Origin of the sequence: Kitasatospora sp. NPDC004615 (assembly GCF_042873545.1) — a bacterium.
In the GTDB taxonomy this organism is placed as follows: domain Bacteria; phylum Actinomycetota; class Actinomycetes; order Streptomycetales; family Streptomycetaceae; genus Kitasatospora.
In genome coordinates this window covers 587,790-614,772 of record NZ_JBIALQ010000005.1, presented here as the reverse complement: position 1 = coordinate 614,772, position 26,983 = coordinate 587,790, and the positions used below count along the sequence as shown (strand labels likewise).

The window sequence follows — 26,983 nt, the reverse complement described above, 5'->3', positions numbered from 1 at the left end:
CCCTTATCCGTCTCACTGAGTGCCACCGGTTTGGCAATGCATACGCACTCGTGCATACTTATGCCTAACGCCGCATGAAACCTGTACTGAAGGAGAAAGCCGTGACTGAGCGCGTCGTACTCGCCTACTCGGGCGGTCTGGACACGTCCGTCTGCATCGGCTGGATCGCCGAGGAGACCGGCGCCGAGGTCATCGCCGTCGCGGTCGACGTCGGCCAGGGCGGCGAGGACCTCGACGTCATCCGCCAGCGCGCGCTCGACTGCGGCGCCGTCGAGGCCGAGGTCGCCGACGCCCGCGACGAGTTCGCGAACGAGTACTGCCTGCCTGCTCTCAAGGCCAACGCCCTGTACCAGGGCCAGTACCCGCTGGTCTCCGCGCTGTCCCGCCCGGTCATCGTCAAGCACCTGGTCGCCGCCGCGCAGAAGCACGGCGCCACCACCGTCGCCCACGGCTGCACCGGCAAGGGCAACGACCAGGTCCGTTTCGAGGTCGGCATCCAGTCGCTGGCCCCGAACCTGAAGTGCATCGCCCCGGTCCGCGACTACGCGATGACCCGCGACAAGGCGATCGCCTTCGCCGAGGCCAAGAACCTCCCGATCGTCACCACCAAGAAGAACCCGTACTCGATCGACCAGAACGTCTTCGGCCGCGCCGTCGAGACCGGCTTCCTCGAGGACATCTGGAACGCCCCGATCGAGGACGTCTACGAGTACACCCAGAACCCGGCCACCCCGCGCGAGGCCGACGAGGTCGTCATCACCTTCGAGGCGGGCGTCCCGGTCGCCATCGACGGCCGCAAGGTCACCGTCCTGCAGGCCATCGAGGAGCTGAACAAGCGGGCCGGCGCCCAGGGCATCGGCCGCCTCGACATGGTCGAGGACCGCCTGGTCGGCATCAAGTCCCGCGAGATCTACGAGGCCCCCGGCGCGATCGCCCTGATCACCGCCCACCAGGCCCTGGAGAACGTCACCGTCGAGCGCGAACTCGCCCGCTACAAGCGGCAGGTCGAGCAGCGCTGGGCCGAGCTGGTCTACGACGGCCTGTGGTTCTCCCCGCTCAAGCGCGCCCTGGACGGCTTCGTCAACGAGGCCAACCAGGCCGTCTCCGGCGAGATCCGGATGGTCCTGCACGGCGGCCGCGCCGTCGTCAACGGCCGCAAGTCGGACCAGTCGCTGTACGACTTCAACCTCGCCACCTACGACACCGGCGACACCTTCGACCAGTCCATGTCCAAGGGCTTCATCGAGATCTTCGGCATGTCCTCGAAGATCGCCGCCCGCCGCGACCTGGCCTGATCCACCCGCAGTACCTGCCCCGGCCCGCCGTATCCGCCACGGCGGCCGGGGCATCTCCACACTCAGACCCACCCTCGAAGGAGTCCACGCGATGACCGCAAACCAGCCCGCAGACGTCCGCCTCTGGGGCGCGCGCTTCGCCGACGGCCCCTCCGAGGCCCTCGCCAAGCTCTCCGCCTCCGTCCACTTCGACTGGCGGCTCGCCCCCTACGACATCGCCGGCTCCAAGGCCCACGCCCGGGTCCTGCACAAGGCGGGCCTGCTCAGCGACGACGAGCTCACCGGCATGCTCGGCGGGCTGGACCAGCTGCTGGCCGACGTCGAGTCCGGCGCGTTCGTCGGCACCGTCGCCGACGAGGACGTGCACACCGCCCTGGAGCGCGGCCTGCTGGAGCGCCTCGGCGCCGACCTCGGCGGCAAGCTGCGGGCCGGCCGCTCGCGCAACGACCAGATCGCCACCCTGTTCCGGATGTACCTGCGCGACCACGCCAAGACCATCGGCGCGCTGATCCTCGACCTCCAGCACGCCCTGGTGGGCCTCGCCGAGGCGCACCCGAACACCGCGATGCCCGGCCGCACCCACCTCCAGCACGCCCAGCCCGTGCTGTTCGCCCACCACGTGCTCGCCCACGTCCAGTCGCTGGGCCGGGACGCCGAGCGGCTGCGCCAGTGGGACACCCGAACGGCCATTTCGCCGTACGGCTCGGGCGCGCTGGCCGGTTCCTCGCTGGGCCTCGACCCGCAGGCCGTCGCCGCCGAACTCGGCTTCGAGCGCGGCTCGGTGGGCAACTCCATCGACGGCACCGCGTCCCGCGACTTCGTCGCCGAGTTCGCCTTCGTCACCGCGATGATCGGCATCAACCTCTCGCGGATCGCGGAGGAGATCATCATCTGGAACACCAAGGAGTTCGGCTTCATCACGCTGCACGACGCCTTCTCCACCGGGTCGTCGATCATGCCGCAGAAGAAGAACCCCGACATCGCGGAGCTCGCCCGCGGCAAGTCCGGCCGCCTGATCGGCAACCTGACCGGCCTGCTCGCCACCCTCAAGGCGCTGCCGCTGGCCTACAACCGCGACCTCCAGGAGGACAAGGAGCCGGTCTTCGACTCCTGCGACACCCTCGAGGTCCTGCTCCCCGCCTTCACCGGCATGATCGCCACCCTCACCGTGCACCGCGAGCGCCTCGAGGAGCTCGCCCCGGCCGGCTTCTCGCTCGCCACCGACATCGCCGAGTGGCTGGTCAAGCAGGGCGTCCCGTTCCGCGTCGCGCACGAGGTGGCCGGCGCCTGCGTCAAGGTCTGCGAGGCCGAGGGCATCGAACTGTCCGACCTGACGGACGAGCAGTTCGCCGCGATCTCCTCCCACCTGACGCCGGACGTCCGCACCGTCCTGTCCGTCCACGGCGCGATCGCCTCCCGCAACGGCCGCGGCGGCACCGCCCCCTCGGCCGTCGCCGTGCAGCTCGCCGAGATCAAGCAGGACCTGGCCGTTCAGCAGGCCTGGATCGGCTGAGACCGCAATCGACGGGGGCCGGACGAACTGTCCGGCCCCCGTTCTCGTCAGCGGCTCGCGTCGGCGACGACGTCCTCGCCGGTGAGCGCGTCAACGGTGTACGGCACCCCTGGCCCGGCGGGGTCGACCATAACGGTGACCGCCCAGCACGCCCGCCAGCTGTCCCGGGTCCGCGCGGCCAGAAGGAACGCGTCCTTGACGGCCCCGGAGTGGCGGGACGTCACCGCCGCGATCGCCGCGTCCTTGGTGACCGTTACGGCGGGCAGCTCCGGGTCGGCGACGATGCGTGAACTGACCTGCGCGACCCGGCCGCCCGGGTCCACGTCGATGTCCAGGCGCATCGGCAGCAGCAGCCCGTCGGCCCGGAAGCGCCGGTACTGCACGGTACGCCGGGCCGTCGACGGGTTCGCCTGGTAGACGTCCACGTTGGCGCCGCTCGTGACACCGGGGAACCACGTAGCGGCGAACGCATCCGCCGCCGCCCGGGCCTCCTCGTCGCTGCCGCCGGTCGCGGGGGCGAACGGGATCAGCGACCCGTAGACGAGCCGGCCCGACGGCCACTCCAGATGGAACGAACCGTCGCCGGCGGTGACGTAGAGCTGCTCCGGCGTCTCGCCCATCGCCGCCGAGTGCTTCACGCTGATCACCGCCGTGCCAGGTCCGAACAGCAACTCCGCGTTGCGGCGGGCGGCTTCGAGCTGGTCACTGTCGTGGGCGGGGGACAGCGCGGCGTCATTCCAAGTCGGCGTCACCGCCGCCCGCTGCACGACGGCCACCGGCACCACCAGGACCAGCAGCACGACCGTGCCCACCGACCACTCCCGCCGCCCCGGCCACGCCCGCCGCAGCGCCACCGCCAGCGCCACGCCCAGCAGCGCGCCGACCGAGTTGGCCACCAAGTCGCCGGAGTCGCAGGCCCGGCCGATCCCCGGCGTCAGCGACTGCACGGTCTCGGTGACGGCCGACCACCCCACGCACCCCGCGAGCACCGGCACCGGCCGCCGCGTCGCGTGCGCCGCGAAGAACGCCAACGGCACGAACAGCGCGACGTTCATCAGCCCCTGCTGGGTCTCGAACGCCGCCGCGAAGTCCCGGCTGTACAGGCACATCTGCGAGGCCGCCCGCGCCCCGCCGGTCGGGTACAGCGTGGCCGTCAGCACCCCGGCCAGCGACACCCCGCCGAGCACCGCCGACCAGCGGGGCCACCCGCGGGCCTTTCCGACGAATAACGAGAGCGCCCCGAGCAGCAGGGCGGTGACCAGGAACGCGGGCAGCAGGCCGGGGTTCCCGTTGAAGATCGCGCGAATCATCGGTTCCGAGCATGCCGTCCGCCCGCGTCCGGCGGCCGGAATCGGCGGGAACTGCCGGTGACGTGCGTCACCCGATGGCCGGTCCGCGCCGGAGCGGGCGGCGGTCAGCCCGCCTACGCTGGATCCATGGCCGACGCAGCCGTGGCGCTTGCCGAAGGGTTCCGGGGCGAGATCGTGGTGCCCGGGGACGTGGACTACGACCGGGCGCGGGGGGTGTGGAACGCGGCGGTGGACCGCCGGCCCGAGGTGATCGCCCGCTGCACCGGGGTCGCGGACGTGCTGCAGGCCGTCGCGGTGGCCCGCGAGCACGGCCTGCCGGTGGCCGTCCGCGGCGCCGGGCACAGCCTGGCGGGGCTCGGGACGGGCGAGGGCGCGATGCTGATCGACCTGTCCGGCCTGACGGGGGTGCGGGTGGACCCGGAGCGGCGGACCGCCCGGGCGCAGCCGGGCGCGACCTGGGGCGGCTTCGACCACGAGACACAGGCGTTCGGCCTGGCCACGCCGGGCGCGCCGTACTCGGGGGCGGGCATCGCCGGGACGACGCTCGGTGGCGGCATCGGCTGGCTGACCCGGGCGTACGGGCTGACCTGCGACAACCTGGTCGAGGCGGACGTGGTGACCGCCGAGGGCCGGCTGCTGACGGCGAGCGCGGCCTCGCACCCGGAGCTGTTCGCGGGGCTGCGCGGCGGCGGCGGGAACTTCGGGGTGGTCACCTCGTTCACGTACCGGCTGCACCGGGTGGGCCCGCACGTGCTGTGCGGGGCGCTGTACCTGCCGGGGGAGGCGCTGGCGGAGACGGTGGCGGCGGTGCGGGACTTCATGGCGCAGGCCCCGGACGGGCTGACGGTGGCGTGCGAGTTCGGCCACCCGCGCGGGGTGCCGGAGCTGCCGGCGGGGGCGGCGGTGCGGATCGGCCTGTGCTGGGCCGGCCGGGCCGATCGCGGCCGGGAGGTGCTGGCGCCGTTGCGTGCTCTGCCGGGCGTGGTGGCGGATACCGTGCAGACCCGCCCGTACACGCTGTGGCAGCAGATGCTGGACACCGGCCGGGGCCCGGGTGCGGGCGTGTTCGGCCGGTCGGAGTTTCTGTCGGTGCTGGACGACGCGGCGATCGGCTGCCTGGCGGAGCAGACGGCCGCGCTGCCCTCGCCGGACGCGCACGCCCAACTGGCGTTCCTGGGCGGCGCGGTGGCCCGGGTGGGCGCGGAGGACAGTGCGTACACCTACCGGCAGGCCCCGTACCTGCTGAGCGCGGTGGGTCGGTGGACCACCGGCCCGGCGGAGCCGCAGGTGGCGTGGGTGCGGGGGTGCCTGGAGGCGATGCGGCCGTTCTCCTCGGGCGGGGCGTACGTGAACCTGATGGGCGTGGAGGGCCAGGGGCGGGTGGTGGAGGCGTACGGGCTGGCGAAGTACGAGCGGCTGGTGGCGCTGAAGGACCGCTACGACCCGGGGAACCTGTTCCGGGTGAACCAGAACATCCGTCCGAACGGGTGACAGCCGGGGTTGGCGTGACGCTCGCCACGTCGGGGCGTCCAGGAGGTTGAGAACAGTGGTCGGCTGGGTAGAGCGGTGGCGAACGTCTCTCTTGACCGTAGTCCGACCGTCCGGATACTGAGCGTGAGCGCGTCAGTTCCGGTCCGTCGGGCCACCGTCCGGCGGGACGTGTCGCGCTTTTCCCGGGCCGGGCCGATCCCCGTCCGGGCACACCTCGGACAAGGCCGGTGCCAGACCCTCACTCGTGCGCGCCGGGCGATTGACGATGGAGGCCCCCGCACATGGGCATGAGTGTGATCATCGCAGCGGCACGACCTGATGAAGCGGAGCAGATCCTCAAGCTCCAGTACCTCGGCTACCAGAGCGAGGCGGAGCTGTACAGCGACTGGACCCTCGAGCCGCTGACCCAGAGCCTGGAGAGCCTGAAGGCCGAACTCGCCGGGCACCGCGTCCTGGTGGCCCGCCTGGGCGACGAGGTGGTCGGCTCGGTGCGCGGCTCGGTGGACGAGACCGGCACCGGCCGGATCGGCAAGCTGGTGGTGCACCCGCGGATGCAGCGGCACGGCCTCGGCCGCCGCCTGCTGACCGCCCTGGAGGCGCAGCTCACCGAGGACGGCGCCACCGGCTTCGAACTGTTCAGCGGCCACCGCAGCCTCGGCAACCTGCGGCTCTACCAGAGCCTCGGCTACCGCGAGACCGAGGTGCGCGAGGTCTCCCGCCGGCTGTCGATCGTCACCCTGGCCAAGCCCGGCGCGGCCTCGCTGGCGGCCTGAACCACCCACTGCGGCACCCGAACCGGACACCGGTCGGGTGCCGCAGTGCTTGTCCCGCAAGGGGCGTGTCCGCATGTTGGACAGTGAGTCCTGGAAGTTGGGACGTTCACCAATTGTCTGATTTACTGGGTTCCATGACCATGACGACGACATGCATCCCCACCGGCGCGACGCCGGCAGGTGAGCGACGCATGTGCCGTCGAATGTGTTGTCGCTGAGAGCTCTGCCCAGCGCCCGCTGACGTTCCGTCCTCCGATGTCCCGACAGGCCGCGCCCGTGCGCGGTCCGTCCGGCCGGCGGCCGTGATCGACAAGACGTCAGCCCCCGATCTTCCTCCCGGCACCAGGTGCCGTTCCATTGGCGCGGATGCCCCAAAGGTCGTCCGCTGACGAACAAACGGAAGCAGCTGTGATCACCACCAAGGACCTGACCAAGGTCTACCGTTCCCGGGGCCGTGACGTCCTGGCGCTGGACAGCGTCGACCTGCACGTGCGGCAGGGCGAGGTGTTCGGAGTCGTCGGCACCAGCGGCGCCGGCAAGTCCACCCTGATCCGGTGCGTCAACCTGCTGGAGCGGCCCACCTCCGGCACCGTCACCGTGGACGGCGTCGAGCTGACCGCGCTGGCCGGCAGCGAACACCGGGCCGGCCGCGAACTCCGCGAGGCCCGCCGCCGGATCGGCATGGTGTTCCAGCACTTCAACCTGCTGTCCTCGCGCACCGTGCAGCAGAACGTCGAACTCCCGCTGGAGATCATCGGCCTCGACCGGCACGACCGCCGCCGCAAGGCCGCCGAACTGCTCGACCTGGTCGGCCTCGCCGACAAGGCGCGCAGCTACCCCGGCCAGCTCTCCGGCGGCCAGAAGCAGCGCGTCGGCATCGCCCGCGCCCTGGCCGGCGACCCCAAGGTGCTGCTCTCCGACGAGGCCACCAGCGCCCTCGACCCGGAGACCACCCGCTCGATCCTGGCCCTGCTGCGCGACCTCAACCAGCAGCTCGGCCTCACCGTGCTGCTGATCACCCACGAGATGGACGTCATCAAGTCGGTCTGCGACTCCGCGGCCCTGATGCGCGGCGGCAAGGTCGTGGAGAGCGGACAGCTCACCGACCTGCTCGCCGACGGCCACTCGCGGATCGCCCGCGACCTGTTCCCGCTCGGCGACTTCGGCTCCGGCAACCCTGACCGCACCGTCCTGGAGATCACCTTCCAGGGCGACGCACCCGCCCAGCCGTTCGTCTCCCAGCTGGCCCGCACCTACCAGATCGACATCAACATCCTCGGCGCCGCCGTGGAGACCATCGCCGGCCGCCTGGTCGGCCGCATGCGGGTCGAACTGCCCGGCAGCCACACCGACAACGTGGTGCCGATCGGCTACCTGCGCCAACAGGGACTCCAGGTGGACGTCCTCGACCTGTCGAACGGAGTGGCGGCATGACCTGGGACCGGATGCAGGAACTGATGTGGCCCGCCACCTGGGAGACCCTCAGCATGGTCGGCCTCGCCGGCCTCGCCACCCTGGTGGTCGGACTGCCGATCGGGCTGCTGCTGGTACTCACCGACAAGGGCGGCCTGCTGCAGAACCGCGCCGTCAGCCGGGTGCTCGGGGCGATCGTCAACGTCGGGCGCTCCATCCCGTTCGTCATCCTGATCGTCGCGGTGATCCCGTTCACCAAGGTGGTCGCGGGCGGCACCTCGCTCGGCTGGCAGGCCGCCACCGTCCCGCTCGCCATCGGCGCGATCCCGTTCTTCGCCCGCCTGGTGGAGACCGCCGTACGCGAGGTGAACGGCGGACTGGTCGAGGCGCTCAAGGCGATGGGCGCCGGCACCGGCACCATCGTCCGCAAGACCCTGCTGCCGGAGAGCCTGCCCTCGCTGGTCTCCGCCTTCACCACCACGCTGATCGCCCTGATCGGATACTCCGCGATGGCCGGCGTGGTCGGCGGCGGCGGACTCGGCGACCTCGCCATCCGCTACGGCTACCAGCGCTTCGAGACCACCTTCATGTGGGTCATCGTCGCCGAAATCGTGATCATCGTCACCGCGCTGCAACTGCTCGGCGACCTGATCGCCCGCCGGCTCGGCCACCGCGGCAACTACCGCAGCGGACTGAGCCTGCTGCGCGCCGCGAAGGCCACGAAGGCCGCGCCGCGCGCCCAGAAGACCGCCGAGGCGGTCGAAGAGGACCTCGTCTCCTCCCACTGACCACCGCTCCCCACCCGGAGCGGTCCCCGGCCCACCCGGGCCGTTCGCACCCGCAGAAAGGCACTTTTCGTGCGTAAGTTTCTGAAGACCACCGTCCTGACCGCCACCGCCGCCGGACTCGTCGTCGGCCTCACCGCCTGCTCCAGCGGCGGCGGCTCCGACTCCGGCGCCTCGGCCGACCCCAACAAGCCCCTGGTGGTCGCCGCCAGCGCCACCCCGCACGCGCAGATCCTCAAGTTCGTGCAGGACAACCTGGCGGCCCAGGCCGGCCTCAAGCTGGACGTCAAGGAGGTCAGCGACTACGTGACCCCCAACACCACGGTCCAGGACGGATCCGCGGACGCGAACTTCTTCCAGCACCAGCCGTACCTCGACGACTTCAACAAGAAGAACGGCACCGACCTGGTCTCCGTCGGGACCGTCCACCTCGAGCCGCTCGGCGTCTACTCCAAGAAGGTCAAGAACCTCGCGGACCTCAAGGACGGCGCCGTGGTCTCCGTCCCCAGCGACGCCACCAACGAGGGCCGCGCGCTCAAGCTGCTGGCCGACAACAACATCATCACCCTCAAGGACGGCGCCGGAACCACCGCCACCGCCGACGACATCGCCTCCAACCCCAAGCACCTGAAGATCAAGGAGCTGGAGGCCGCCCAGCTGCCGCGCTCGCTCGACGACGTCGACGCCTCCGTCATCAACGGCAACTACGCGCTCGGCGCCGGCCTCAAGCCGTCCAGCGACGCGCTGCTGGTCGAGAAGGCCCAGGGCAACCCGTACGCCAACATCCTGGTCGTCAAGAAGGGCCACGAGAGCGACCCGCGGGTCAAGAAGCTCGCCGAGCTGCTGCACTCCGACGCCGTCAAGAAGTACATCGACGACAACTTCCAGGGCGCCGTCATCCCCGCGTTCTGAACCACCCGCTGACCCGATCGGCTCCCACGGTGCCCCCGGCCTCCCCGCCGGGGGCACCGTGCCGACCAGCTGTCAGGAGCGGAACAGGTACGCTGACACGCCCGACAAGGGCGGGGCGTACGGTGTGTCCACGACCCGGCGAGGAGAGACGGCATGGTTGCGAACTTCCCCGAGACAGCCATCAGCACCGAAAGGCTGCTGCTGCGCGCCCTTGAGGACCAGGACGCCCCCGGCCTGATCACCATGCTCTCCGACGAACTCGTCCAGATCTGGTCCGAGTACCCCCGGCCCTACACCCAGGCCGACGCCCACGACCTGATCACCCGCCAGGCACCCGAGCGCCGCACCGGGGGACGCGGAATCGTTTTCGCCGTCACCGAACACCTCACCCAGCGCCTGGTCGGACTCCTCGAACTCGACCGCACCGACTGGCACTTGCGCGCCACCGAGGTCCGGTACATCACCGCCCCCTGGGCCCGCGGCGAGGGCTACGCCCCCGAAGCCGTCCTCGGCACCGCCCAGTGGCTGTTCGAGGACCGCGGCTTCCAACGCCTCGAACTGCGCACCGCCGCCGGCAACACCGCCGCCCAGCAGGTCGCCCAGAAAACCGGCGCGATCAGCGAAGGCGTCCTGCGCAACGCCGCGATAGTCCGCGGCGGCGAATGGGGCCCCGGCCCGGAGGAACACACCGACCTGATCGTGTGGAGCCTCCTCCCCGAGGACCTCGACCCGCCCGAACCCGCCCACCCCGCCGACCAGCACCACGCGCTGCGCCACTGACCCGCGCCGCGCCACCGACGCGTTCTGTGCCCTGCGCCACTGAACGCGCTCCCGGGCGCGTGCCCCTGCTCCGCACACCCCCGGCAGGCGGTAGCCTCTGCCCAGGGAACACCGACGGCGGAATCCGCCACCGGCGCACCCACCAGGGGCGGAACACGGCATAGGGAGAACAGCCGCAGATGGCTGACCGGATCACGGTCATCGGGTGGGACGGCACCCCACTGACCCAGGCAGCCGCCGGCGCACTCGCCGCCGCCACCCTGGTCGCCGGAGCGGGCTACCAGCTCGCCGCACTCCCCGTCCCCGAACGCGCCGAACGCATCGGCCTCGCCGACCTGCGGGCCGCCGCCCGCCGCCTCGCCGACCACCGCGGCACCGCCGTCGTCGTCGCCGAGGGCGACCCCGGCTTCTTCGGCGTCGTCCGCACCCTGCGCCGCCCCGAATACGGACTCGAACTCGAAGTGCTGCCCGCCGTCTCCTCGGTGGCCGCCGCCTTCGCCCGGGCCGGCATGCCCTGGGAGGACGCCCAGGTGGTCTCCGCCCACGGCGGACGACTGCGCCGCGCCGCCAACGTCTGCCGCGCCCACCCCAAGGTCGCCGTCCTCACCACCGCCGGTGCCGGACCCAGCGAACTCGCCCTGATGCTGCGCGGCGTCCCCCGCACCTTCGTGGTCTGCGAAGCCCTCGGCACCCCCGAGGAGGACGTCACCGTCCTCACCTCCGAACGCGTCCCCGACCACGACTGGCGCGACCCCTCCGTCGTCCTGGTCATCGGCAACGTCCCGCCCACCGAGGCCGCTTCGGGCTGGCTGGCCGGCAAACCCCTCGACCACCCCGGACCGCAGCGCGGCTGGGCGCTTCCCAACCGGGCGTACGCCGGCGCGGACGCCGACACCAGGCGCCCCCGCGCACTGCCCCCGCACGTCCGCGCGCTCGCCCTCGCCCGCCTCGCACCCACCCCCGGCGACCTGCTCTGGACCGTCGGCGCGGGCGACGGCGCACTCGCCGTCGAAGCCGCCCGGTTCGGCGCCGCCGTCGTCGCCGTCGAAGCCGAACCCTCCGACTGCGCCCGGATAGCCGCCAACGCCCGCAAGGCCGGCGTCGAGATCGAAACCGCCACCGGCACCGGACCCGACGTCCTCGGCGCCCTCCCCGAACCCGACGCCGTCGCCGTCGAACACGGCGGACCCGTCATGGTCCGCGCCGTCGTCGACCGCCGACCCGAACGCGTCGTCGCCGTCGCCCGCAGCCTCGCCGAAGCCGGCGAGACCCGGCAGATCCTCGACACCGCCGGCTACCGCACCGACGGACTGCTGCTCCAATCGGCCCCGCTGCGCGCCGAACCGGCCGGCGGCGCCGGACCCTCCTTCGGGCGCGGCGACTACACCCTGCTGATCTGGGCCGAACCGCGCGACTGACCGTCAGACCCGGACGGTACGGTGATCCCCGTCGCATCCGGACAAGGTTTCGAGAACGGTTCGGTCGCGGCCGGTAGGGTTTCCCCGGGGCGCAATTCGTCACGGCAGCACCGTGTCCGATCAGGCATGATTACTGCCGATTTGACGCACTGCAACCCGAACAGCCCGCTTCGCGGGCATTCGACGCGGTGCGCACCAGCCCGGAAGAATGCCGTGAGCGTCCGAAAGCGGCCGTGCCGTCGTGCCGGTTGCCCGGGGCTGTCGTTGTTTCTGATGGCACGCCACCCCTGAGGGTGACGACCGATGGAGTAAGGGACGGGTCGGTGCGGCTCCGCCCCGGCGAAGTGGGCGGGACCTCCGGGACACCCGCCAAGGACGCGCAAGCGGCCTGGAAGGAGCATTGACATGACCGACGGCGGCCACGCCCCCCACGCCGGTCCCCTCGCGCCCGAACCCGGGCCCGGCGGGTCCGCCCCGGAGCACCACCTCGGCGCGCCCCTTCCGCCTGCCGCCGCCGGATGGCACGGCGAGCAGCGGCCCGCCTACACCTTCCTCGACCAGCCCGACGGCGACGAGGACGACGACGTCCTGCTGATGCCCGGCCCCCAGACCGCCTGGGGCGACGCCGTGAACGGCACCGCCGAGGCGGCTGCCGGGCCCGCTGACGCCCCGGCAGCCGCCGAGGCCGCCGTCGCCGAGCCGGTCGCCGAGCAGCCGCCCGGCACCCCCGTCGCGCCGTCCTGGCCGCCGGTCGCCCCGCCGGTGCTCACCGCCGAGCCCGTGGCGGAGAGCGCCCCCGCAGCCGGTACCCCGCAGGCGCAGCCCGCCGCGGCCCCACTGCTGACCCCTCCTCACCAGCGCCGCCCGCTGCACGCCGGCCCGCCGATCCCGGACCCGTCGCTGATGACCGGCCAGGTCCCGGTCCGCTCGCTGGCCGACCGGGGCCCGTCCACCCCCGGCGGCACGCCCGCCTTCGGGGTGCCCGTGGTCAACGCCGAAACGGTGCAGCAACCGGTCCAGCCGCAGGCCGTGCAGGCCCAGCCGGTGCCAGTGCCCGCCCAGGCGACCGCACCCGCGCCGACCGCTGCGCAGGTGCCCGCGTCCGTGCAGCCGCACGTGGTGGAGGCCGCCGCTGCCGCAGCCGTCGCCGAGCCGGTCGCCCCCGCCGAGGAAGCGCCCGCCGCCGAGCCGGAGGCCGCCGCCGCGCAGCCGATCGCCGTCGAGCCGGTGGCCGCCGAACCGATCGCGGTCGCCCCCGTCGCGGCCGAACCGGTCGTCACCGAGCCAGCGCCCGCTGCCGCCGAGGCCCCCGCACAGCCGGCGCCGGAGGCCGTGGCGATCCCCGCGCCCGCCGCCAACCTGACGCCCGTGTTCGTCGAGCCGGTCGAGCCCACCGCACCCGCGAACGCCCCGGCGCCCACCGCCGAGACCACCCCGGCCCCCGAGGCCCCGGCTGCCGCCGAGCAGCCCGCCGCCGAGCAGCCCGCCGCCGAGCCGGTCGCCGCCGAGCAGCCCGCCGCCGAGCCGGTCGCCGCCGAGGCGCCCGCTGCCGAGGCGGCCCCGGCGGAGACGCCGACTGCCGAGGAACCGGCTGCCGAAGCACCGGCCGCGGACGCCCCGGCTGCTGAGGCGCCCGCCGCCGAGCCCGAGGCCCAGCCGGCTGCCGAGACTGTGTCCGCCGAGCCCGTTGCGGTCGAGCCGGTCGCCGTCGAGCCGGTCGTGGCCGAGGCGGCTGACGCGCCGTCGGAGCCGCAGGCCGAGGCCGCCGCTGCCGAAACCCCGTCGGCCGAGCAGCCGGAAGCCGCCACCACCGAGGAGCCCGCGCCGCAGGCCGCCCAGGCGGAGGCTGCCGAGGGCGAGGCCGCGGAGCAGCCGATCCCCGCGCAGGCCACCAAGTCGGCCGGACGGGGTGCGCACCGCCGCATCTCGGCGTTCCTCGCCGCGCCCGCCGGTCTGCCGCTGCTGACCCCCGAGACGCCGTCGGCCGAGCCGCAGCCCGCTGCCGAGGTTGCCGAGACCGCGGAGGCCACCGAGGCCGCCGCGCCGACCGAGGGAGCGGTGCCTGCCGCGCCCGTTCAGGCGGCTGCGGAGGCCGAGACCCCGGCCGTTGCCGAGCAGCCGGCCGCCGAGACCCCTGAACCGGCCGCCGAGCCGACCCCCGAGGTCGAGGCCGAGCCCGCTACCGAGCCCGACCCCGCCGCCGAGGCAGAGCCCGTCGCCGAGCCCGTCGCCGAGCCCGTCGCCGAGCCTGCCGCCGAACCGGAGACCGCGCCGGAGCCCGCCGAGGCTCCCGAGGCCGCCAAGTCCGAGGAGGCCCCGGAGGCCGCCGAAGCCCCCGAGGCCCCGGCCGACGCCGAAGCAGCGGCCGAGCCCACCGCGGACCCCGCCCCCGACGCCGAATCCGCCGTCGAGGCCCCCGCCCCGGAAACCGACTCCACCCCCACCCCCGACGCCGATGTCACCCCCGTCCCGGAGGAGCCCCGCGGCCCCGCCGCCCCCGGCTTCGACGACGCGAGCCGCGAGGCCGTGCACCAGGTGATCCGCGAGCGCCGCGACGTCCGCAACGGCTTCCGGCCGGACCCGATCCCGCACGAGGTGCTGATCCGGGTGCTGGAGGCGGCGCACACCGCGCCGAGCGTCGGCTACTCGCAGCCGTGGGACTTCGTGGTGATCCGGTCCGCGAAGACCCGCCGGAAGATGCACGAGCTGGCGGAGCGTCAGCGCGAGGCGTACGCGGACTCGCTGCCCAAGGGCCGGGCGAAGCAGTTCAAGGAAATCAAGATCGAGGCGATCCTCGAGACGCCGGTCAACATCGTGGTGACCGCCGACCGCACCCGCGGCGGCCGGCACACGCTGGGCCGCCACACCCAGCCGCAGATGGCCCCGTACTCGGCGGCCCTGGCGGTGGAGAACCTGTGGCTGGCGGCCCGCGCCGAGGGGCTGGGCGTCGGCTGGGTGAGCTTCTTCGACGACGAGGAGCTGGTCCGCGAGCTCGGCCTGCCCGAGCACCTGGAGGTCGTCGCCTACCTGTGCGTCGGCTTCGTGGACGCGTTCCCGGACGAGCCGGAACTGCAGCAGCAGGGCTGGGCGAAGAAGCGCCCGCTGTCCTGGGTGGTGCACGAGGAGCAGTACGGCAACCGCGCGCTGCCCGGCGAGGAGCCGCACGACCTGCTGTCCGACACGCTGCGCAACATCCGTCCGCTGGACGCCAAGGCGCTCGGCGAGGCGTGGGACCGGCAGAAGCGGATGACCAAGCCCGCCGGGTCGCTCGGCGTGCTGGAGATCATCGCGGCGCAGCTGTCCGGCCTGGCCCGCCAGTGCCCGCCGCCGATCCCGGAGCCGGGTTGCGTGGCGATCTTCGCCGGTGACCACGGGGTGCACGCCCAGGGCGTGACGCCGTGGCCGCAGGAGGTCACCGCGCAGATGGTCGGGAACTTCCTGGCCGGGGGAGCGGTGGTCAACGCGTTCGCCGCGCAGGTCGGCACCGAGGTGTGCGTGGTGGACGTCGGCGTTGCGGCCGAACTCCCGGACGCCATCCAGCAGGGCCGCACCACCGGCCTGCTGCCGCGCAAGGTCAAGCCCGGCACCGACGACATGACGCAGGGCCCGGCGATGAGCCGGGACGAGGCGGTGCGCGCGATCGAGGTCGGCATCGAGACCGCCCGCGACCTGGTCGCGGCCGGCAACAAGGTGCTGATCACCGGCGACATGGGCATCGCCAACACCACCGCCTCCGCCGCGCTGATCTCGGTGTTCACCGACACCGACCCGGCCGAGGTGACCGGGCGCGGCACCGGCATCGACGACGCCACCCACGCCCGCAAGGTCGAGGTGGTCCGGCAGGCCCTGGAACTGCACAAGCCGGACCCGGCCGACCCGATCGGCGTGCTCGCCGCCGTCGGCGGGCTGGAGCACGCCGCGCTGGCGGGCTTCCTGCTCGGCGCGGCCTCGCTGCGCATCCCGGTGATCCTGGACGGCGTGATCGCCGGCTCGGCCGCGCTGGTCGCCAAGGCCATCGCGCCGGAGGTGCTGTCCGCCTGCATCGCGGGCCACCGCTCCGCCGAGCCGGGCCACCAGACCGCGCTCGCCAGGCTCGGCCTGCGTCCGCTGATCGACCTGGACCTGCGTCTGGGCGAGGGCACCGGTGCCCTGCTCGCCCTGCCGCTGGTGCAGAGCGCCGCCCGGGCGATGCACGATGTAGCCACCTTCGACTCCGCCGGAGTCACCGAGAAGGCCTGATCCACCGGACGGGCCGCCCCTCGCACCCAGGGGGCGGCCCGTCGGCCCGTACCCCGGCCCGGTACGGGACTCGCACCGCCGCCCACCCAGGAGCTCCGCCGATGACCGCGCCGCACCCGCACCCGTCCACCCAGGGCCTCACCCCGTACCCCGTCGGGCTGCTACTGGCCGGCCGCCGCGTCGTGGTGATCGGCGGCGGCCAGGTCGCCCAGCGCCGCCTGCCCGCGCTGATCGCCGCCGGCGCCGACCTGCACCTGATATCCCCGGCCACCACCCCGGCCGTCTCCGCGATGGCCGACGCCGGTGAACTCACCTGGCACCAGCGCCCGTACGCGGACGGCGACCTCGCCGACACCTGGTACGTGCTGGTCGCCACCGACGACCCGGACGTCAACACCGCCGTCTCCGCCGAGGCCGAGCGCCTGCGGGTGTTCTGCTCCCGCAGCGACGACGCCTCCGCCGCCACCGCCTGGACGCCCGCCTCCGGCCACGACGCCGGCGCGACCGTCGCCGTCCTCACCGGCGACCCCCGGCACTCCGCCGCACTGCGCGACTCCATCGTCGCCGGCCTCCGCGACGGCTCCCTCGCCGCCCGCCAGTACCGCGCCCGCGGCGCCGGCGTCGCCCTGGTCGGCGGCGGCCCCGGCGACCCCGACCTGATCACGGTCCGCGGCCGCCGCCTCCTCGCCGACGCCGACGTCGTCGTCGCCGACCGGCTCGCCCCGCGCGAACTCCTCGCCGAACTCCCGCCGCACGTCGAGGTGATCGACGCCTCCAAGATCCCCTACGGCCGCTACATGGCCCAGGAGGCGATCAACGCGACGCTGATCGAACACGCCAAGGCCGGCAAGTTCGTGGTCCGCCTCAAGGGCGGCGACCCGTACGTCTTCGGCCGCGGCGGCGAAGAACTCCTCGCCTGCCTGGACGCCGGCGTGCCCGTCACCGTCGTCCCCGGCATCTCCTCCTCGATCAGCGTCCCCGCCGCCGCGGGCATCCCCGTCACCCACCGCGGCCTCACCCACGAGTTCACCGTCATCTCCGGCCACGTCGGCCCCGGCGAACGCTCCCTCACCAACTGGCAGGCCGTCGCCGGCATGACCGGCACCCTGGTCCTCCTGATGGCCGTCGACAAGATCGCCAAGATCGCCGCGGAGCTGCTGAAGCACGGGCGCCCCGCAGACACCCCGGTCGCCGTCGTCCAGGAGGGCACCACCGCCGCCCAGCGCCGCATCGACGCCACCCTCGCCACCATCGGCGAAACCGTCCACACCGAGGGCATCAAGCCCCCGGCGGTCATCGTCATCGGCGACGTGGTCAACGTCCTGGGGGAGTGAGAGCCCCCTCAGGGGGCTGATGGGTGCGAAACCAGGGGCCCGGGGAACGGCGGGGCCAAGTCTGCGAGTGATCAACGGGGCGCTTTGCGTTCCGCCGTCTCTGGTCCCCCTCCCCGCCCGCCCCCGAACCGCCGACGCTCTCCCACATGCGAAAATCGTTCAATGTCCGAGCCCATTACCGTCACCGACGCCGCCGACCCCCGGCTGAGCGACTACACCGACCTCACCGACGTCGAGCTGCGCCGCCGCCGCGAACCCGCCGAAGGGCTGTTCATCGCGGAGGGCGAGAAGGTGATCCGCCGCGCCCTCGCCGCCGGCTTCCGGATGCGGTCGATGCTGCTCACCGCGAAGTGGCTCGGCGTGATGGGCGACGTGATCGCCGAGACCGACGCCCCCGTCCATCTCGTCGAGCCGGCCCTCGCCGAGCAGGTGACCGGCTACCACGTGCACCGCGGCGCCCTCGCCTCGATGGAACGCAAGCCCCTCCCGACCGCCGCCGAAGTCCTCGACGGCGCACGCCGCGTCGCGGTGCTGGAGGGCCTGGTCGACCACACCAACCTCGGCGCGATCTTCCGCTCGGCGGCCGCTCTCGGCATGGACGCCGTGCTGCTCTCCCCGGACTGCGCCGACCCGCTCTACCGCCGCGCCGTGAAGACGTCCATGGGCGCGGTGTTCTCCGTCCCGTACGCCCGCCTCGACCCGTGGCCGGATTCTCTCGCTGCCGTCCGCGAGGCCGGCTTCGAACTGCTCGCGCTCACCCCGTCCGGCGCCGAGGACTTCACGGTCGCCAAGTCCCATCTCCTCCCCAGGGCGGCCCTGATGCTGGGCGCCGAGGGCGAAGGCCTCACCCCGAAGGCCCTCGCCGCCGCCGATCAGCGGGTCCGCATCCCGATGGCACACGGCATCGACTCCCTCAACGTCGGCGCCGCCGCCGCGATCGCGTTCTACGCGGTCAACCACGGCTGACTACCGCCGCTACAACGGAAGTTGAGGGTTCCGCGCCGGGCAGATCTACGGTAGACATAGCGCCATGATCACCAACGGCACCGCCGCGCTCCGCCGCCTGACGTTCCCGGGCTTCCGCGGCCCGATCCTGGTCGCGGCCATGCTGACCGCCGTCGTGGCGCTGCCGGACGGGCGACTGCGCAACCAGTTCACGCTGCTCCCGCTGTTCATGATCGCGCTCATCTTCCCCCTGCTGCTGATCGGCGTGGTGGTGGTCGGCGCGACGGTGTCCTGGCCGCTCACCCGGCTGCGTCGCCCCGGCACCAGCGCACTGCTCGGCGTCGCGCTGGGCTGCGCCGCCGTCGTGCTGGGCATGAGCGTCCCCGGCCAGGACCTGGCGCTGCTCAGCGTCGGCGTGCTAACCCTGATCGGCCTGCCGTTCGCCTGGCTGCTGTGGCAGCAGTGGCCCGTTGCCGGGCCCGCCGGAGGCCCGGCCGGCCGTTGGCGCTGGGCGGTGGCTCCGCTGCTGGTGGCCGCCACCGCGCTGACGGTCACCCAGACCGACCCGGCCGAGGCCCGCTTCGCGCTGGCCCGCCCGGCGCTCACCGACTGGGCCGACCACGCCCTGGCCACCGGCACGGCAGACCGGGGCTGGGTCGCGGGCTACCGCGTCATCGGGACCGAATTCGTCGGCGGCGGCGTGAAGTTCGCCATCGGCGGCAGCGGCACGTTCGCCGCCCACGGCTACGCGTACTTCCCGCCCGGTACCACCCCGCCCGCCAAGAAGGGCCACTACATCCCGATGGGTGACGGCTGGTACGACTGGGAGGAGAACGACCGGTTCTAGAGAGCCGTCAGCACCGCCTCGTCGGCCCCGTCCAGCACGAACCCGTTGTCGAAGCGGACCCGGACCGACGAGCGCGGCCCCCGCACCTGGAACGCCTCCCAGTGCGGTACCAGCTTGGCGATCTCGTTCTCCAACTGCTTGAGGCTCTCGGTGGGCATGGTGTGCCCGTAGTCGTCGTGCAGCGCCCGCAGCCGCTCGTACTCGCGGACCTCCTCGGGCGCCGTCACCTCCCCGACCACGCGCTCGACGGTGCCCTCGATGCCCGCCCCCAGCAGGAGCAGACCCACCGTCTCCCCGTCCCCGGACGCGTCTCCCAGCGCCAGCTCCGTCACCAGCTTGACCCGCACACCCGCGACCAGCGCCATTGCTCCCGTACCTCCCGGTCTCGCCCGATTTCCGCGGATCATTATCCGCCGCGGCCGCCCGATGACCGGTCAGGCCGCACGACGCGCCGCCGGAGGCGATATCGGCTGCGGCGCAGGCCGCCGCGGGCTGTGGTGGCGGCGGCCCGTCAGGTCGCCGACCCGCAGCACCAGGTCGGGGGCCGGGGGAGCGGGCCAGATCGTCAGGCGGTGTTCCTCGACGGGGCGGGCGGCGGTGTCGGTCTCCCGGCCGCGGTCGCGGCCCCGGGTCTGCACCCGGACCCGGTACCAGCCGCGGCCGGCGTGCGCCAGATTGCCGGCCTCGGCGATGTCCACGCCGTCCCAGGCCCGCAGCCGCAGCTCGCCGCTGCTGTACAGCGACAGCTCCACGGCGCTCTCCCACTCCGGCCCGGGCTCCGCGGGCCGTTCGACCGCGCGCTCGACGCCGAGCCGGATCAGCCCGGTGTGGGTGCCGCACAGCACCGTCAGGTGGTCAGGGCATCCGGCCGCCACCCCGTTGCCGTGGAACAGCCGGGCCAGCGCGTGCGCGTCCCAGCCGTCCGGCAGTTCCGGGCCGTACAGGAAATACTGGCAGTACGCGACATGCATCGCGTCGGTCGTCCACATCATGCGGCACATGCTCCCGCCGGGCACTGACAGACCGTCACCGGCAGTTGAGCGGTGGCTTCAGTTCCCGGAGACGCCCGCGCCCGGGAAGGACTCCTCCAGGCTGCCGTCCGGGCGGACGGTGTACCGGGTCGAGGAGACCGCGCCGGTGCGGTCCACCCGCTCCTCGCGGATCAGCGCGCCGTTCTCCACCCGCCACACCGCCCCGGCCTCCGGGTTGGCGGCGGACGTCCGGCCGGCGATCAGCACCGGGGCGTCGCCGGTGAAGCCGTACAGCTGCACCAGGTCGGTCGGGACGGAGCCCTCGCCCCGGCGCAGCACCACCAGCGTCGCCTGGGCGTCCCGGAAGCGGGCCGGCAGCACGGCGGTCAGCGTGACGGGCGCGCCCGCGTCGGTCGAGTGGCCGTCGCGCAGCTGGATCCCCGGGCCGCCGGACGGGTCCTGGTAGCTGCGGTTGAGCCAGTCCACGGGCGGCGGGCTGCCGAGCGCCGGGCCCAGACCCGAGCCGCTGTGGCCGACGGTGTTCACGCCGTCCACCGACAGCGTCGCGCCCGAGGTCGGCTTCACGGGGGCGGTCGCGGTCGGCGTCGGCCCGAGGCTGTGGGTGGCGCGGCTCTCGCAGCCCTGCGCGACCGCGATGGCCAGCGCGACCCCGAGCGTCACGGTGACGAACACCACCAGCCGCTGGCGCATCAGCCGTTGACGCGCGGTCGGCCGGGCGGGGCCCGCGGGGCGCCCGGGCGGGGGAGTGCGGTCGCGGCCGGGCACGGGGGTGCGCTCCCGCCCGGCGGGGGCGGCGGGCCGGCGCTCGCGCACCGTGTCGCCGTCCCGGACCGGGCGCCGCACCCGCTCGGTGCGGGCGTCCGGATGCACCTCCGGCCGGGGCATCGCGGCCGCTACTGCCGCACCGTCCGCATTCGGCGCCGGGACGGGCGCCGGGCGGACGGGCGGCGCACCGGCCGAGGCACGTGCGGGGTCGGCGGGCCGCCGGCCCGCGCCGGGCACCGGGACGCCCTGCGGGCCGGCCGCGCGGCGCACCGGCGCACCGTCCGGCCGTCCGCCCGCCGGGTTTCCGGCCGGGGCGGCGGGCGCGGGTGCGGCCTGCTCCTCGGCCAGGGCCGCGGCCCGGGCGGCCCGGCCGCCGGGGCCGCGCGCGGCGAGTTCGCTCAGGCGCTCGTGCAGCGCGGCCGCAGGCGGGCGTTCGGACGGCTCCTTGGCCAGGCAGGCCCGCACCACCGGGGCCAGCACCGGCGGAATCCCGGTCAGGTCCGGTTCCTCGTGCACCACCCGGTACAGCATCACTTCGGAGGAGGCGCCCGACCCGAACGGCGACTCCCCGGTCAGCGCGAAGGCCAGCGTCGCCCCGAACGCGAACACGTCGGTGGCGGGTGTCACGGCCGCGCCGCGCACCTGCTCGGGCGCCAGGAAGCCCGGCGAGCCGACGGCGGTGCCGACATGCGTGAGGGTGGACGCGCCGCGTGACCAGGCGATGCCGAAGTCGATGATTCGCGGGCCCTTGGGGGAGAGCAGGATGTTCGACGGCTTGAGGTCGCGGTGCACCACCCCTGCCTCGTGCACCTTCACCAGCCCGTCGGCCAGCGCCGCGCCGATCCGCGCGGCGTCCGGCCAGGCCAGCGTGCCTTCTTCGGAGACCTGCTTGTACAGCGACGGCCCGGGCACGTACGCGGTGGCCAGCCACGGTCGGTCGGCCTCGATGTCGGAGCCCATCACCCGGGCCGTGCAGCCGCCGCGGATCCGGGAGGCCGCCGCGATCTCCCGGGCGAACCGGGTGCGGAACTCGGCGTCCTCCGCGAGTTCGGCGCGGATCAGCTTCAGCGCGACCCGCTGCCCCTTCCGGTCCGAACCGAGGAAGACCACGCCCATCCCGCCGGCACCCAGCCGCCGGTGCAGCCGGTACGGGCCGACGATGCGGGGGTCCTCACGCCGCAGCCGCATCATTGCCATTTGCCCGTACCCGTTCCCGTTCCGTCAGCCTGTGGGGTGAGGCCCCGTCGGATTTGGGGCATCGTCAGACAACTGTCTCGGCACAGCTTACGGACTGGTAGCGGCCCCGTGCCGACACGCAACACTGGAACCGCCGGTCGGATTGTCAGATCAGGGTCGCTGGCGCACCCCCAAATCCCTTGCTCCACCGGCAATCCGGCCGTCCCCCAAGGGGCGCTGTCAGGGTCGCCTAAGGGGTCGGCGTACTCCCGTCTCCGCCTCCAGGCGTACACCGCCCCATCCCTCCTCCTACCAGCGGAGGCGATCGGAACAGTACGACGGCATGACGACCCGGAAAGCCGTCCCGCCTACCGTTGTTCACAGCGAGGACGGCCCCGCTCGTCCCCCGAGAATGACCGTCCTCGCTGCCAAGCAGCACCACCCGTCCCCGACCCGACCGCAGCACCGCAGCCCGGCAGGAGCACAGCAGACATGGCACCGCTCAACAGAGCCCCTCGCCGCCGGCCCCTGTCCCCGCACCCCGCGGAGACCCGGCACCCGATGGTCGCCCTTGCCATCGCCCTGCCCTGCGCGATCCTGCTGATGGCCCTGTTCGGGGCGTGGGACCAACTGGCGACGCAGACCCAAGCGGTCGCCGACCTGATCGGGCGCTGACCCCCAATGGGGTAGGGGTCTTCGCCGGCCGGAGCAACCCTCATCAAGTCGTGGACGGACGAAATGAGTGGCGCAGGCTGCAGCTCCGGCTCACCCGGTGGCCGGGAACAACACGTCGGTGAGGGCGTGTTGTTCCCGGCCATTCCCATGTCCGCTGCCACGCCCGGCTGTTGCCGCACCTGCCCGCTGCCGCAAATGCCGAGAGCCGCCGTCCGAATATCGGACGGCGGCTCTCATGTCTGGTGCGCGATACTGGGATTGAACCAGTGACCCCTACCGTGTCAAGGTAGTGCTCTCCCGCTGAGCTAATCGCGCGGGGATGATCCGAAGATCAAAGATCCGAAGATCAGTGCGCGATACTGGGATTGAACCAGTGACCCCTACCGTGTCAAGGTAGTGCTCTCCCGCTGAGCTAATCGCGCAGGGAGGACCACCCGGTCGAAACCGGGCGATACCTCTTGGAGGTGGAGACGGGATTTGAACCCGTGTACACGGCTTTGCAGGCCGTTGCCTCGCCTCTCGGCCACTCCACCAGGCAACATGCGAGGAACGATCTTACCTGTTCCTCTTGGAGAACGACCTTACCTGTTCTCCGTCGAGCGGACGACGAGATTCGAACTCGCGACCCTCACCTTGGCAAGGTGATGCTCTACCAACTGAGCCACGTCCGCCTGTCTCCCTGGAAGCTCTTCCGGTTTTTCCCGGCTGCGCTCCCTGGCGACGTGTTGAACTCTAGCGGATCCCCGGCCCAGCTGAAAAATCCGTTCCCGCAGCGTGGCGCGGGGGTGGCCGCCGGATGCCCAAGCGTCGGGCTCGGCCGGAACGTTCCAGCAGGCCTCCGACCTAGACTTTCGGTACCGGGGCGATCCCCCGGCGCCCACGCCCGCGCCCGCGCGGGCGCAACGGGCAGCACCGCAATCCGCGCAGGAGAACCGTGTCCGGCCGCACCGCCCCGCTCAGCCCCCACCAGCCGATGGCCCGCTTCGCCGGACGCCTCGCCACCGGCCTGCGGGAAGTCACCCACGACCCCACCGCCCTCGACCGCGGCGGATTCTGGGCCGTCGCCCACGACTTCGAGGGCCGCCTCACCTGCGCCCGGTTCGACGACGTCCGCCCCGACCCGGCCCCGCCGGCCACCCACAACTGGCACGGCCCCGCCCCGGACAGCTGGCACACCTCCCTCGACGCCGACGCCTACCGCGCCGGAGTGCGCCGCATCCGCGAACACATCGCCGCCGGCGAGGTCTACCAGGCCAACCTCTGCCGGGTGTTGAGCGCACCCCTGCCCGACCCCGGGCGCACCGACATCGACGCCCTCACCGGCCTGCTCGCCGCTCACAACCCCGCGCCGTACGCGGGAACGATCCGGCTCCCCGAGCACGGCATCGAAATCGCCACCGCCTCACCCGAGCTGTACCTGAGCCGGCACGGCCGCACCGTCCGCTCCGGCCCGATCAAGGGCACCGGCCGCACCGAACACGACCTGCTCGACAAGGACCACGCCGAGAACGTGATGATCGTCGACCTGGTCCGCAACGACCTCGGTCAGGTCTGCGACACCGGCACCGTCACCGTCCCCGACCTGTGCGCCGTCGAGAAGCACCCCGGCCTGGTCCACCTCGTCTCCACCGTCGAAGGACGTCTGCGCGCCGACGCGGGCTGGCCGCAACTGTTCGACGCCACCTTCCCGCCCGGCTCCGTCACCGGCGCCCCCAAGAGCAGCGCGCTGCGCATCATCCGAGACCTGGAGACCGCCCCCCGCGGCCCCTACTGCGGCGCCATCGGCTGGGTCGACGCCGACCGCGGCGAGGCCGAACTCGCCGTCGGCATCCGCTCGTTCTGGATCGAACGGGACAGCGGCCGGCCCGTCCTCAAATTCGGTACCGGCGCCGGAATCACCTGGGACTCCGACCCGGACCGCGAATGGCACGAAACCGAGCTCAAAGCCGCCAGGCTGGTGGCGATAGCCTCCACCGGCAGCCCCGCCTGAGCGCAAGGAGTACGACGCCGATGATCTGGGTCAACGGAACCCTCACCACCGAGGACGAGGCCACCCTCTCCGTCCTCGACCACGGACTCACCGTCGGCGACGGCGTCTTCGAAACCGTCAAGGCCGAGCACGGCCAACTCTTCGCACTCACCCGCCACCTCGACCGCCTCACCCGCTCCGCACGCGGCCTCGGCCTCCCCGACCCCGACCACGACCAGGTCCGCGAGGCCTGCGCCGCCGTCCTCGCCGCGAAGCCGCTCCCGCTCGGCCGCCTGCGCATCACCTACACCGGCGGCCGCGCCCCACTCGGCTCCGAACGCGGCGGCGGCGCACCGACGTTGGTCGTCGCCCTCGGCTCCGCCGAGCGCCGCCCCGACACCACCGCCGTCGTCACCGTCCCCTGGCGCCGCAACGAACACTCCGCCGTCACCGGCCTGAAGACCACCTCCTACGCCGAGAACGTCATCGCCCTCGCCGCCGCCCACCGCGCCGACGCCAGCGAAGCCCTCCTCGCCAACACCGCCGGCCAACTCTGCGAAGGCACCGGCTCCAACGTCTTCCTGGTCCTCGATGGGCGCCTCCTCACCCCCACCCTCTCCTCCGGCTGCCTGGCCGGCATCACCCGCCAACTCGTCATCGACTGGACCGGCGCCGAAGAGACCGACGTCCCCCTCGAGGCCCTCGCCGAGGCCGAAGAGGTCTTCCTCACCTCCACCCTCCGCGACGTCCAGGCCGTCACCCGCGTCGACACCCGCACCCTCCCCGCCATCGGCCCGGTGACCCGCAAGGCGATGGAGATCTTCGCCGACCACGCAGCCCGGAACACCGACCCCGTCTGAGCACATTCCCGGCGGGCAGTGTGGGACGGTAGAAGCCCAGTGGGGGAGGGAAGGGGGCTGGTATGACAACCACGTTGCGACCGGACGGGGCCGAGGAGGCCGCGGCCAACGACGGGCGGACGCGGCGCTGGCACATCATGGTGAACGGACATCCGGTGGGCGGCCTGCGGACGACCGCCTGGCCCGGAGAAGGGTTCTGCCCGGGCGAGATCAGCGAACTCGAGGTCACCGAAGGCCGGCGCCGCGGCCGCGGCACCGTCGCCGCGCTCGCCGCCGAAGAAGTGCTGCGCTCCTGGGGCTGCACCCGGGTCGACATCACGGTGCCCGCGGAGGCGGAGGCCGGCCTGCGGCTGGCCCACGCCCTCGGCTACACCGAGCGGATGCGCAACATGATCAAGCCGCTCGCCGAACTCCCGCAGCTGCCAGCAGGATTGACGGACCGCCGGATCGGCCCGGAACAGTACCCCGCCTGGGAGCGGGCCGCGGTCGCGGGCTACCGGCAGGAGCTGATCGACTCCGGTCTCGGCGCCGCCGAAGCCACCGCGAAATCGGAGCACGACCACCAGCGCGCCCTGCCGGACGGCCCGGACACCCCGGACACCGCGCTGCGCCAACTCCTCGACGCCGACGGGAACGTGCTCGGCTGCCTCTGGGTCGCCCTCCGCCTGAACAGCCTGCCGGACGGCCGCCCGCTGGCCTGGGTGATGCTGGTCGAGGTCGCCGCCGAACAGCGCGGCCACGGCCACGGCCGCACCCTGATGCGCCTTGCCGAACGCGAGTGCCTCGCCGCAGGCGTTCACGACCTGGGGCTCAACGTGTTCTCCGACAACGGCGTGGCGGTCGCGCTCTACGAATCGCTCGGCTACCGGGTCATGCTGCGCAGGCTCAGCAAGCCACTGCTCTGAGCCCGATCACTTCCAAAGGGGCCGACCGCCCGCCGTCCTGGTGATCGGCGGGCGGTCAGCCGCCCAGCAGCTCGACGATGCGCTCGCGCAGCCCGTCCTGGGACTTGCCGCCGTCCAGCCGCTTGCCGGCCACCACGTACGTCGGGGTGCCCGAAACGCCGATCGCCCGGCCCTCGGCCACGTCCGAGTCGACCAGCAGCATGTGACGGCCGTCGATCAGCGCGGTGTCGACCTCGTCCGCGTCCAGCCCGACCGACCCGGCGATCTCCACCAGCACCTGCGCCCCGCCGCGCTCCACGTCCTCGATCCGGGCCAGCAGCGCCTCGACGAACTCCCAGCCGCGCCCCTGCTCGAACGCCTCGGTCGCGGCCTCCGCCGCCGGGTACGCGAACTTGTGCTTCTCCAGCGGGAAGTGCCGCAGCTCGACGGTCAGCGCGTCACCGAAGCGGTCACGCAGCGCGCGGATGTCCGCCAGCGCGGTACGGCAGTCGGGGCACAGCAGGTCGCACCAGAATTCGACACGGGGCAGGGGAGAATCGCTCATGCCACAAGTCTCCCAGGTCCACACTCCGACCCCGGCCCCGAC

General features: G+C 73.0%; 22 protein-coding genes and 4 tRNA genes. 17 read left to right on the top strand and 9 right to left on the bottom strand.

Translation table 11 applies throughout. The features are described from left to right. Positions 1–101 precede the first annotated feature (101 nt). Entirely contained in the window at positions 102–1,295 is a 1,194-nt protein-coding gene (locus ACFYS8_RS20770) for an argininosuccinate synthase (protein ID WP_387642965.1), read from the top strand. Between the two features lie 91 nt (positions 1,296–1,386). Beyond that, positions 1,387–2,808 (top strand): argininosuccinate lyase, encoded by a 1,422-nt coding sequence (argH, locus tag ACFYS8_RS20765; RefSeq protein ID WP_387642964.1) that lies wholly within the window; start codon positions 1,387–1,389, stop codon positions 2,806–2,808. 47 nt (positions 2,809–2,855) lie between these two features. Here argH and ACFYS8_RS20760 read toward each other — a convergent pair whose 3' ends face one another. Further along, a complete protein-coding gene (locus ACFYS8_RS20760) occupies positions 2,856–4,118 on the bottom strand; it encodes a VanZ family protein (protein WP_387642963.1) in 1,263 nt (420 codons plus the stop codon). 126 nt (positions 4,119–4,244) lie between these two features. Between ACFYS8_RS20760 and ACFYS8_RS20755 the strand changes: the two genes are divergently transcribed. The 11 genes from ACFYS8_RS20755 (at position 4,245) to ACFYS8_RS20705 (ending at position 19,055) form a co-directional block, all read left to right on the top strand. Beyond that, positions 4,245–5,609: an FAD-binding oxidoreductase gene (locus ACFYS8_RS20755; RefSeq protein ID WP_387642962.1), complete on the top strand. Its 1,365-nt coding sequence runs from the start codon at positions 4,245–4,247 to the stop codon at positions 5,607–5,609. 281 nt (positions 5,610–5,890) lie between these two features. Continuing rightward, on the top strand, positions 5,891–6,382 hold the full coding sequence (locus ACFYS8_RS20750; RefSeq protein WP_387642961.1) for a GNAT family N-acetyltransferase: 492 nt from the start codon (positions 5,891–5,893) through the stop codon (positions 6,380–6,382). 408 nt (positions 6,383–6,790) lie between these two features. After that, a complete protein-coding gene (locus ACFYS8_RS20745; RefSeq protein ID WP_387642960.1) occupies positions 6,791–7,816 on the top strand; it encodes a methionine ABC transporter ATP-binding protein in 1,026 nt (341 codons plus the stop codon). Next, entirely contained in the window at positions 7,813–8,583 is a 771-nt protein-coding gene (locus ACFYS8_RS20740; RefSeq protein WP_387642959.1) for a methionine ABC transporter permease, read from the top strand. Before ACFYS8_RS20745 ends, ACFYS8_RS20740 begins: the two co-directional genes overlap by 4 nt. Before the next feature lie 69 nt (positions 8,584–8,652). Continuing rightward, positions 8,653–9,492, top strand: coding sequence for a MetQ/NlpA family ABC transporter substrate-binding protein (locus tag ACFYS8_RS20735; RefSeq protein WP_387642958.1), 840 nt, complete (start codon positions 8,653–8,655; stop codon positions 9,490–9,492). Between the two features lie 153 nt (positions 9,493–9,645). After that, complete coding sequence (locus ACFYS8_RS20730; RefSeq protein ID WP_387642957.1) at positions 9,646–10,272, top strand: GNAT family N-acetyltransferase; 627 nt, start codon at positions 9,646–9,648, stop codon at positions 10,270–10,272. A gap of 179 nt (positions 10,273–10,451) precedes the next feature. Beyond that, the gene (cbiE, locus tag ACFYS8_RS20725) at positions 10,452–11,690 is read left to right on the top strand and encodes a precorrin-6y C5,15-methyltransferase (decarboxylating) subunit CbiE (protein WP_387642956.1); all 1,239 of its coding nucleotides are present in this window, start codon (positions 10,452–10,454) and stop codon (positions 11,688–11,690) included. Positions 11,691–12,095: 405 nt separating this feature from the next. After that, on the top strand, positions 12,096–15,929 hold the full coding sequence (gene cobT, locus ACFYS8_RS20720) for a nicotinate-nucleotide--dimethylbenzimidazole phosphoribosyltransferase (RefSeq protein ID WP_387642955.1): 3,834 nt from the start codon (positions 12,096–12,098) through the stop codon (positions 15,927–15,929). 101 nt (positions 15,930–16,030) lie between these two features. After that, a complete protein-coding gene (gene cobA / locus ACFYS8_RS20715) occupies positions 16,031–17,263 on the top strand; it encodes a uroporphyrinogen-III C-methyltransferase (protein WP_387642954.1) in 1,233 nt (410 codons plus the stop codon). A 162-nt stretch (positions 17,264–17,425) separates the two neighbouring features. Further along, the gene (locus ACFYS8_RS20710) at positions 17,426–18,229 is read left to right on the top strand and encodes a TrmH family RNA methyltransferase (protein WP_387642953.1); all 804 of its coding nucleotides are present in this window, start codon (positions 17,426–17,428) and stop codon (positions 18,227–18,229) included. A 64-nt stretch (positions 18,230–18,293) separates the two neighbouring features. Then, positions 18,294–19,055, top strand: a complete 762-nt coding sequence (locus ACFYS8_RS20705) for a hypothetical protein (protein WP_387642952.1) — start codon at positions 18,294–18,296, stop codon at positions 19,053–19,055. Here the strand turns inward: ACFYS8_RS20705 and ACFYS8_RS20700 are convergent. From ACFYS8_RS20700 to ACFYS8_RS20690, 3 genes are all read right to left on the bottom strand, one after another. Further along, entirely contained in the window at positions 19,052–19,420 is a 369-nt protein-coding gene (locus ACFYS8_RS20700; protein WP_387642951.1) for a hypothetical protein, read from the bottom strand. The two genes, ACFYS8_RS20705 and ACFYS8_RS20700, sit on opposite strands and share 4 nt — an antisense overlap. A 69-nt stretch (positions 19,421–19,489) precedes the next feature. Next, positions 19,490–20,047, bottom strand: a complete 558-nt coding sequence (locus ACFYS8_RS20695; protein ID WP_387642950.1) for a hypothetical protein — start codon at positions 20,045–20,047, stop codon at positions 19,490–19,492. 57 nt (positions 20,048–20,104) lie between these two features. Further along, positions 20,105–22,009, bottom strand: a complete 1,905-nt coding sequence (locus ACFYS8_RS20690; RefSeq protein ID WP_387642949.1) for a serine/threonine-protein kinase — start codon at positions 22,007–22,009, stop codon at positions 20,105–20,107. Between the two features lie 471 nt (positions 22,010–22,480). Between ACFYS8_RS20690 and ACFYS8_RS20685 the strand changes: the two genes are divergently transcribed. Then, positions 22,481–22,663, top strand: a complete 183-nt coding sequence (locus ACFYS8_RS20685; RefSeq protein WP_387642948.1) for a hypothetical protein — start codon at positions 22,481–22,483, stop codon at positions 22,661–22,663. Positions 22,664–22,903: 240 nt separating this feature from the next. Here ACFYS8_RS20685 and ACFYS8_RS20680 read toward each other — a convergent pair. The 4 genes from ACFYS8_RS20680 to ACFYS8_RS20665 all read right to left on the bottom strand — a co-directional run bounded on the left by ACFYS8_RS20680 (position 22,904) and on the right by ACFYS8_RS20665 (position 23,334). Then, positions 22,904–22,978, bottom strand: a tRNA-Val gene (locus ACFYS8_RS20680). 35 nt (positions 22,979–23,013) lie between these two features. Then, positions 23,014–23,085 (bottom strand) — tRNA-Val (locus ACFYS8_RS20675). A gap of 37 nt (positions 23,086–23,122) precedes the next feature. Beyond that, a tRNA-Cys gene (locus tag ACFYS8_RS20670) sits at positions 23,123–23,196 on the bottom strand. A 65-nt stretch (positions 23,197–23,261) separates the two neighbouring features. Beyond that, a tRNA-Gly gene (locus ACFYS8_RS20665) sits at positions 23,262–23,334 on the bottom strand. 302 nt (positions 23,335–23,636) lie between these two features. Here ACFYS8_RS20665 and ACFYS8_RS20660 point away from each other — a divergent pair. The 3 genes from ACFYS8_RS20660 to ACFYS8_RS20650 all read left to right on the top strand — a co-directional run bounded on the left by ACFYS8_RS20660 (position 23,637) and on the right by ACFYS8_RS20650 (position 26,397). Beyond that, the gene (locus ACFYS8_RS20660) at positions 23,637–24,653 is read left to right on the top strand and encodes a chorismate-binding protein (RefSeq protein WP_387643042.1); all 1,017 of its coding nucleotides are present in this window, start codon (positions 23,637–23,639) and stop codon (positions 24,651–24,653) included. A gap of 20 nt (positions 24,654–24,673) precedes the next feature. Then, positions 24,674–25,492 carry an aminotransferase class IV gene (locus tag ACFYS8_RS20655; RefSeq protein ID WP_387642947.1) on the top strand — a complete coding sequence of 273 codons (819 nt, stop codon included), beginning with the start codon at positions 24,674–24,676 and terminating at the stop codon, positions 25,490–25,492. A 62-nt stretch (positions 25,493–25,554) separates the two neighbouring features. Beyond that, complete coding sequence (locus ACFYS8_RS20650; RefSeq protein ID WP_387642946.1) at positions 25,555–26,397, top strand: GNAT family N-acetyltransferase; 843 nt, start codon at positions 25,555–25,557, stop codon at positions 26,395–26,397. Positions 26,398–26,452: 55 nt separating this feature from the next. On the opposite strand, the gene ACFYS8_RS20645 is transcribed toward ACFYS8_RS20650, so the two are convergent. After that, complete coding sequence (locus ACFYS8_RS20645; protein WP_387642945.1) at positions 26,453–26,941, bottom strand: DsbA family protein; 489 nt, start codon at positions 26,939–26,941, stop codon at positions 26,453–26,455. Positions 26,942–26,983 lie beyond the last annotated feature (42 nt).

What these genes read in the sequence shown, in the direction of transcription:
- argH (WP_387642964.1), top strand. Translation starts at nt 1,387, where the DNA reads ATGACCGCAAACCAGCCCGCAGACGTCCGCCTCTGGGGCGCGCGCTTC.
- ACFYS8_RS20760 (WP_387642963.1), bottom strand. Translation starts at nt 4,118, where the DNA reads ATGATTCGCGCGATCTTCAACGGGAACCCCGGCCTGCTGCCCGCGTTC.
- ACFYS8_RS20755 (WP_387642962.1), top strand. Translation starts at nt 4,245, where the DNA reads ATGGCCGACGCAGCCGTGGCGCTTGCCGAAGGGTTCCGGGGCGAGATC.
- ACFYS8_RS20750 (WP_387642961.1), top strand. Translation starts at nt 5,891, where the DNA reads ATGGGCATGAGTGTGATCATCGCAGCGGCACGACCTGATGAAGCGGAG.
- ACFYS8_RS20740 (WP_387642959.1), top strand. Translation starts at nt 7,813, where the DNA reads ATGACCTGGGACCGGATGCAGGAACTGATGTGGCCCGCCACCTGGGAG.
- ACFYS8_RS20730 (WP_387642957.1), top strand. Translation starts at nt 9,646, where the DNA reads ATGGTTGCGAACTTCCCCGAGACAGCCATCAGCACCGAAAGGCTGCTG.
- cbiE (WP_387642956.1), top strand. Translation starts at nt 10,452, where the DNA reads ATGGCTGACCGGATCACGGTCATCGGGTGGGACGGCACCCCACTGACC.
- cobT (WP_387642955.1), top strand. Translation starts at nt 12,096, where the DNA reads ATGACCGACGGCGGCCACGCCCCCCACGCCGGTCCCCTCGCGCCCGAA.
- cobA (WP_387642954.1), top strand. Translation starts at nt 16,031, where the DNA reads ATGACCGCGCCGCACCCGCACCCGTCCACCCAGGGCCTCACCCCGTAC.
- ACFYS8_RS20710 (WP_387642953.1), top strand. Translation starts at nt 17,426, where the DNA reads ATGTCCGAGCCCATTACCGTCACCGACGCCGCCGACCCCCGGCTGAGC.
- ACFYS8_RS20705 (WP_387642952.1), top strand. Translation starts at nt 18,294, where the DNA reads ATGATCACCAACGGCACCGCCGCGCTCCGCCGCCTGACGTTCCCGGGC.
- ACFYS8_RS20700 (WP_387642951.1), bottom strand. Translation starts at nt 19,420, where the DNA reads ATGGCGCTGGTCGCGGGTGTGCGGGTCAAGCTGGTGACGGAGCTGGCG.
- ACFYS8_RS20695 (WP_387642950.1), bottom strand. Translation starts at nt 20,047, where the DNA reads ATGATGTGGACGACCGACGCGATGCATGTCGCGTACTGCCAGTATTTC.
- ACFYS8_RS20690 (WP_387642949.1), bottom strand. Translation starts at nt 22,009, where the DNA reads ATGGCAATGATGCGGCTGCGGCGTGAGGACCCCCGCATCGTCGGCCCG.
- ACFYS8_RS20685 (WP_387642948.1), top strand. Translation starts at nt 22,481, where the DNA reads ATGGCACCGCTCAACAGAGCCCCTCGCCGCCGGCCCCTGTCCCCGCAC.
- ACFYS8_RS20660 (WP_387643042.1), top strand. Translation starts at nt 23,637, where the DNA reads ATGGCCCGCTTCGCCGGACGCCTCGCCACCGGCCTGCGGGAAGTCACC.
- ACFYS8_RS20655 (WP_387642947.1), top strand. Translation starts at nt 24,674, where the DNA reads ATGATCTGGGTCAACGGAACCCTCACCACCGAGGACGAGGCCACCCTC.
- ACFYS8_RS20650 (WP_387642946.1), top strand. Translation starts at nt 25,555, where the DNA reads ATGACAACCACGTTGCGACCGGACGGGGCCGAGGAGGCCGCGGCCAAC.
- ACFYS8_RS20645 (WP_387642945.1), bottom strand. Translation starts at nt 26,941, where the DNA reads ATGAGCGATTCTCCCCTGCCCCGTGTCGAATTCTGGTGCGACCTGCTG.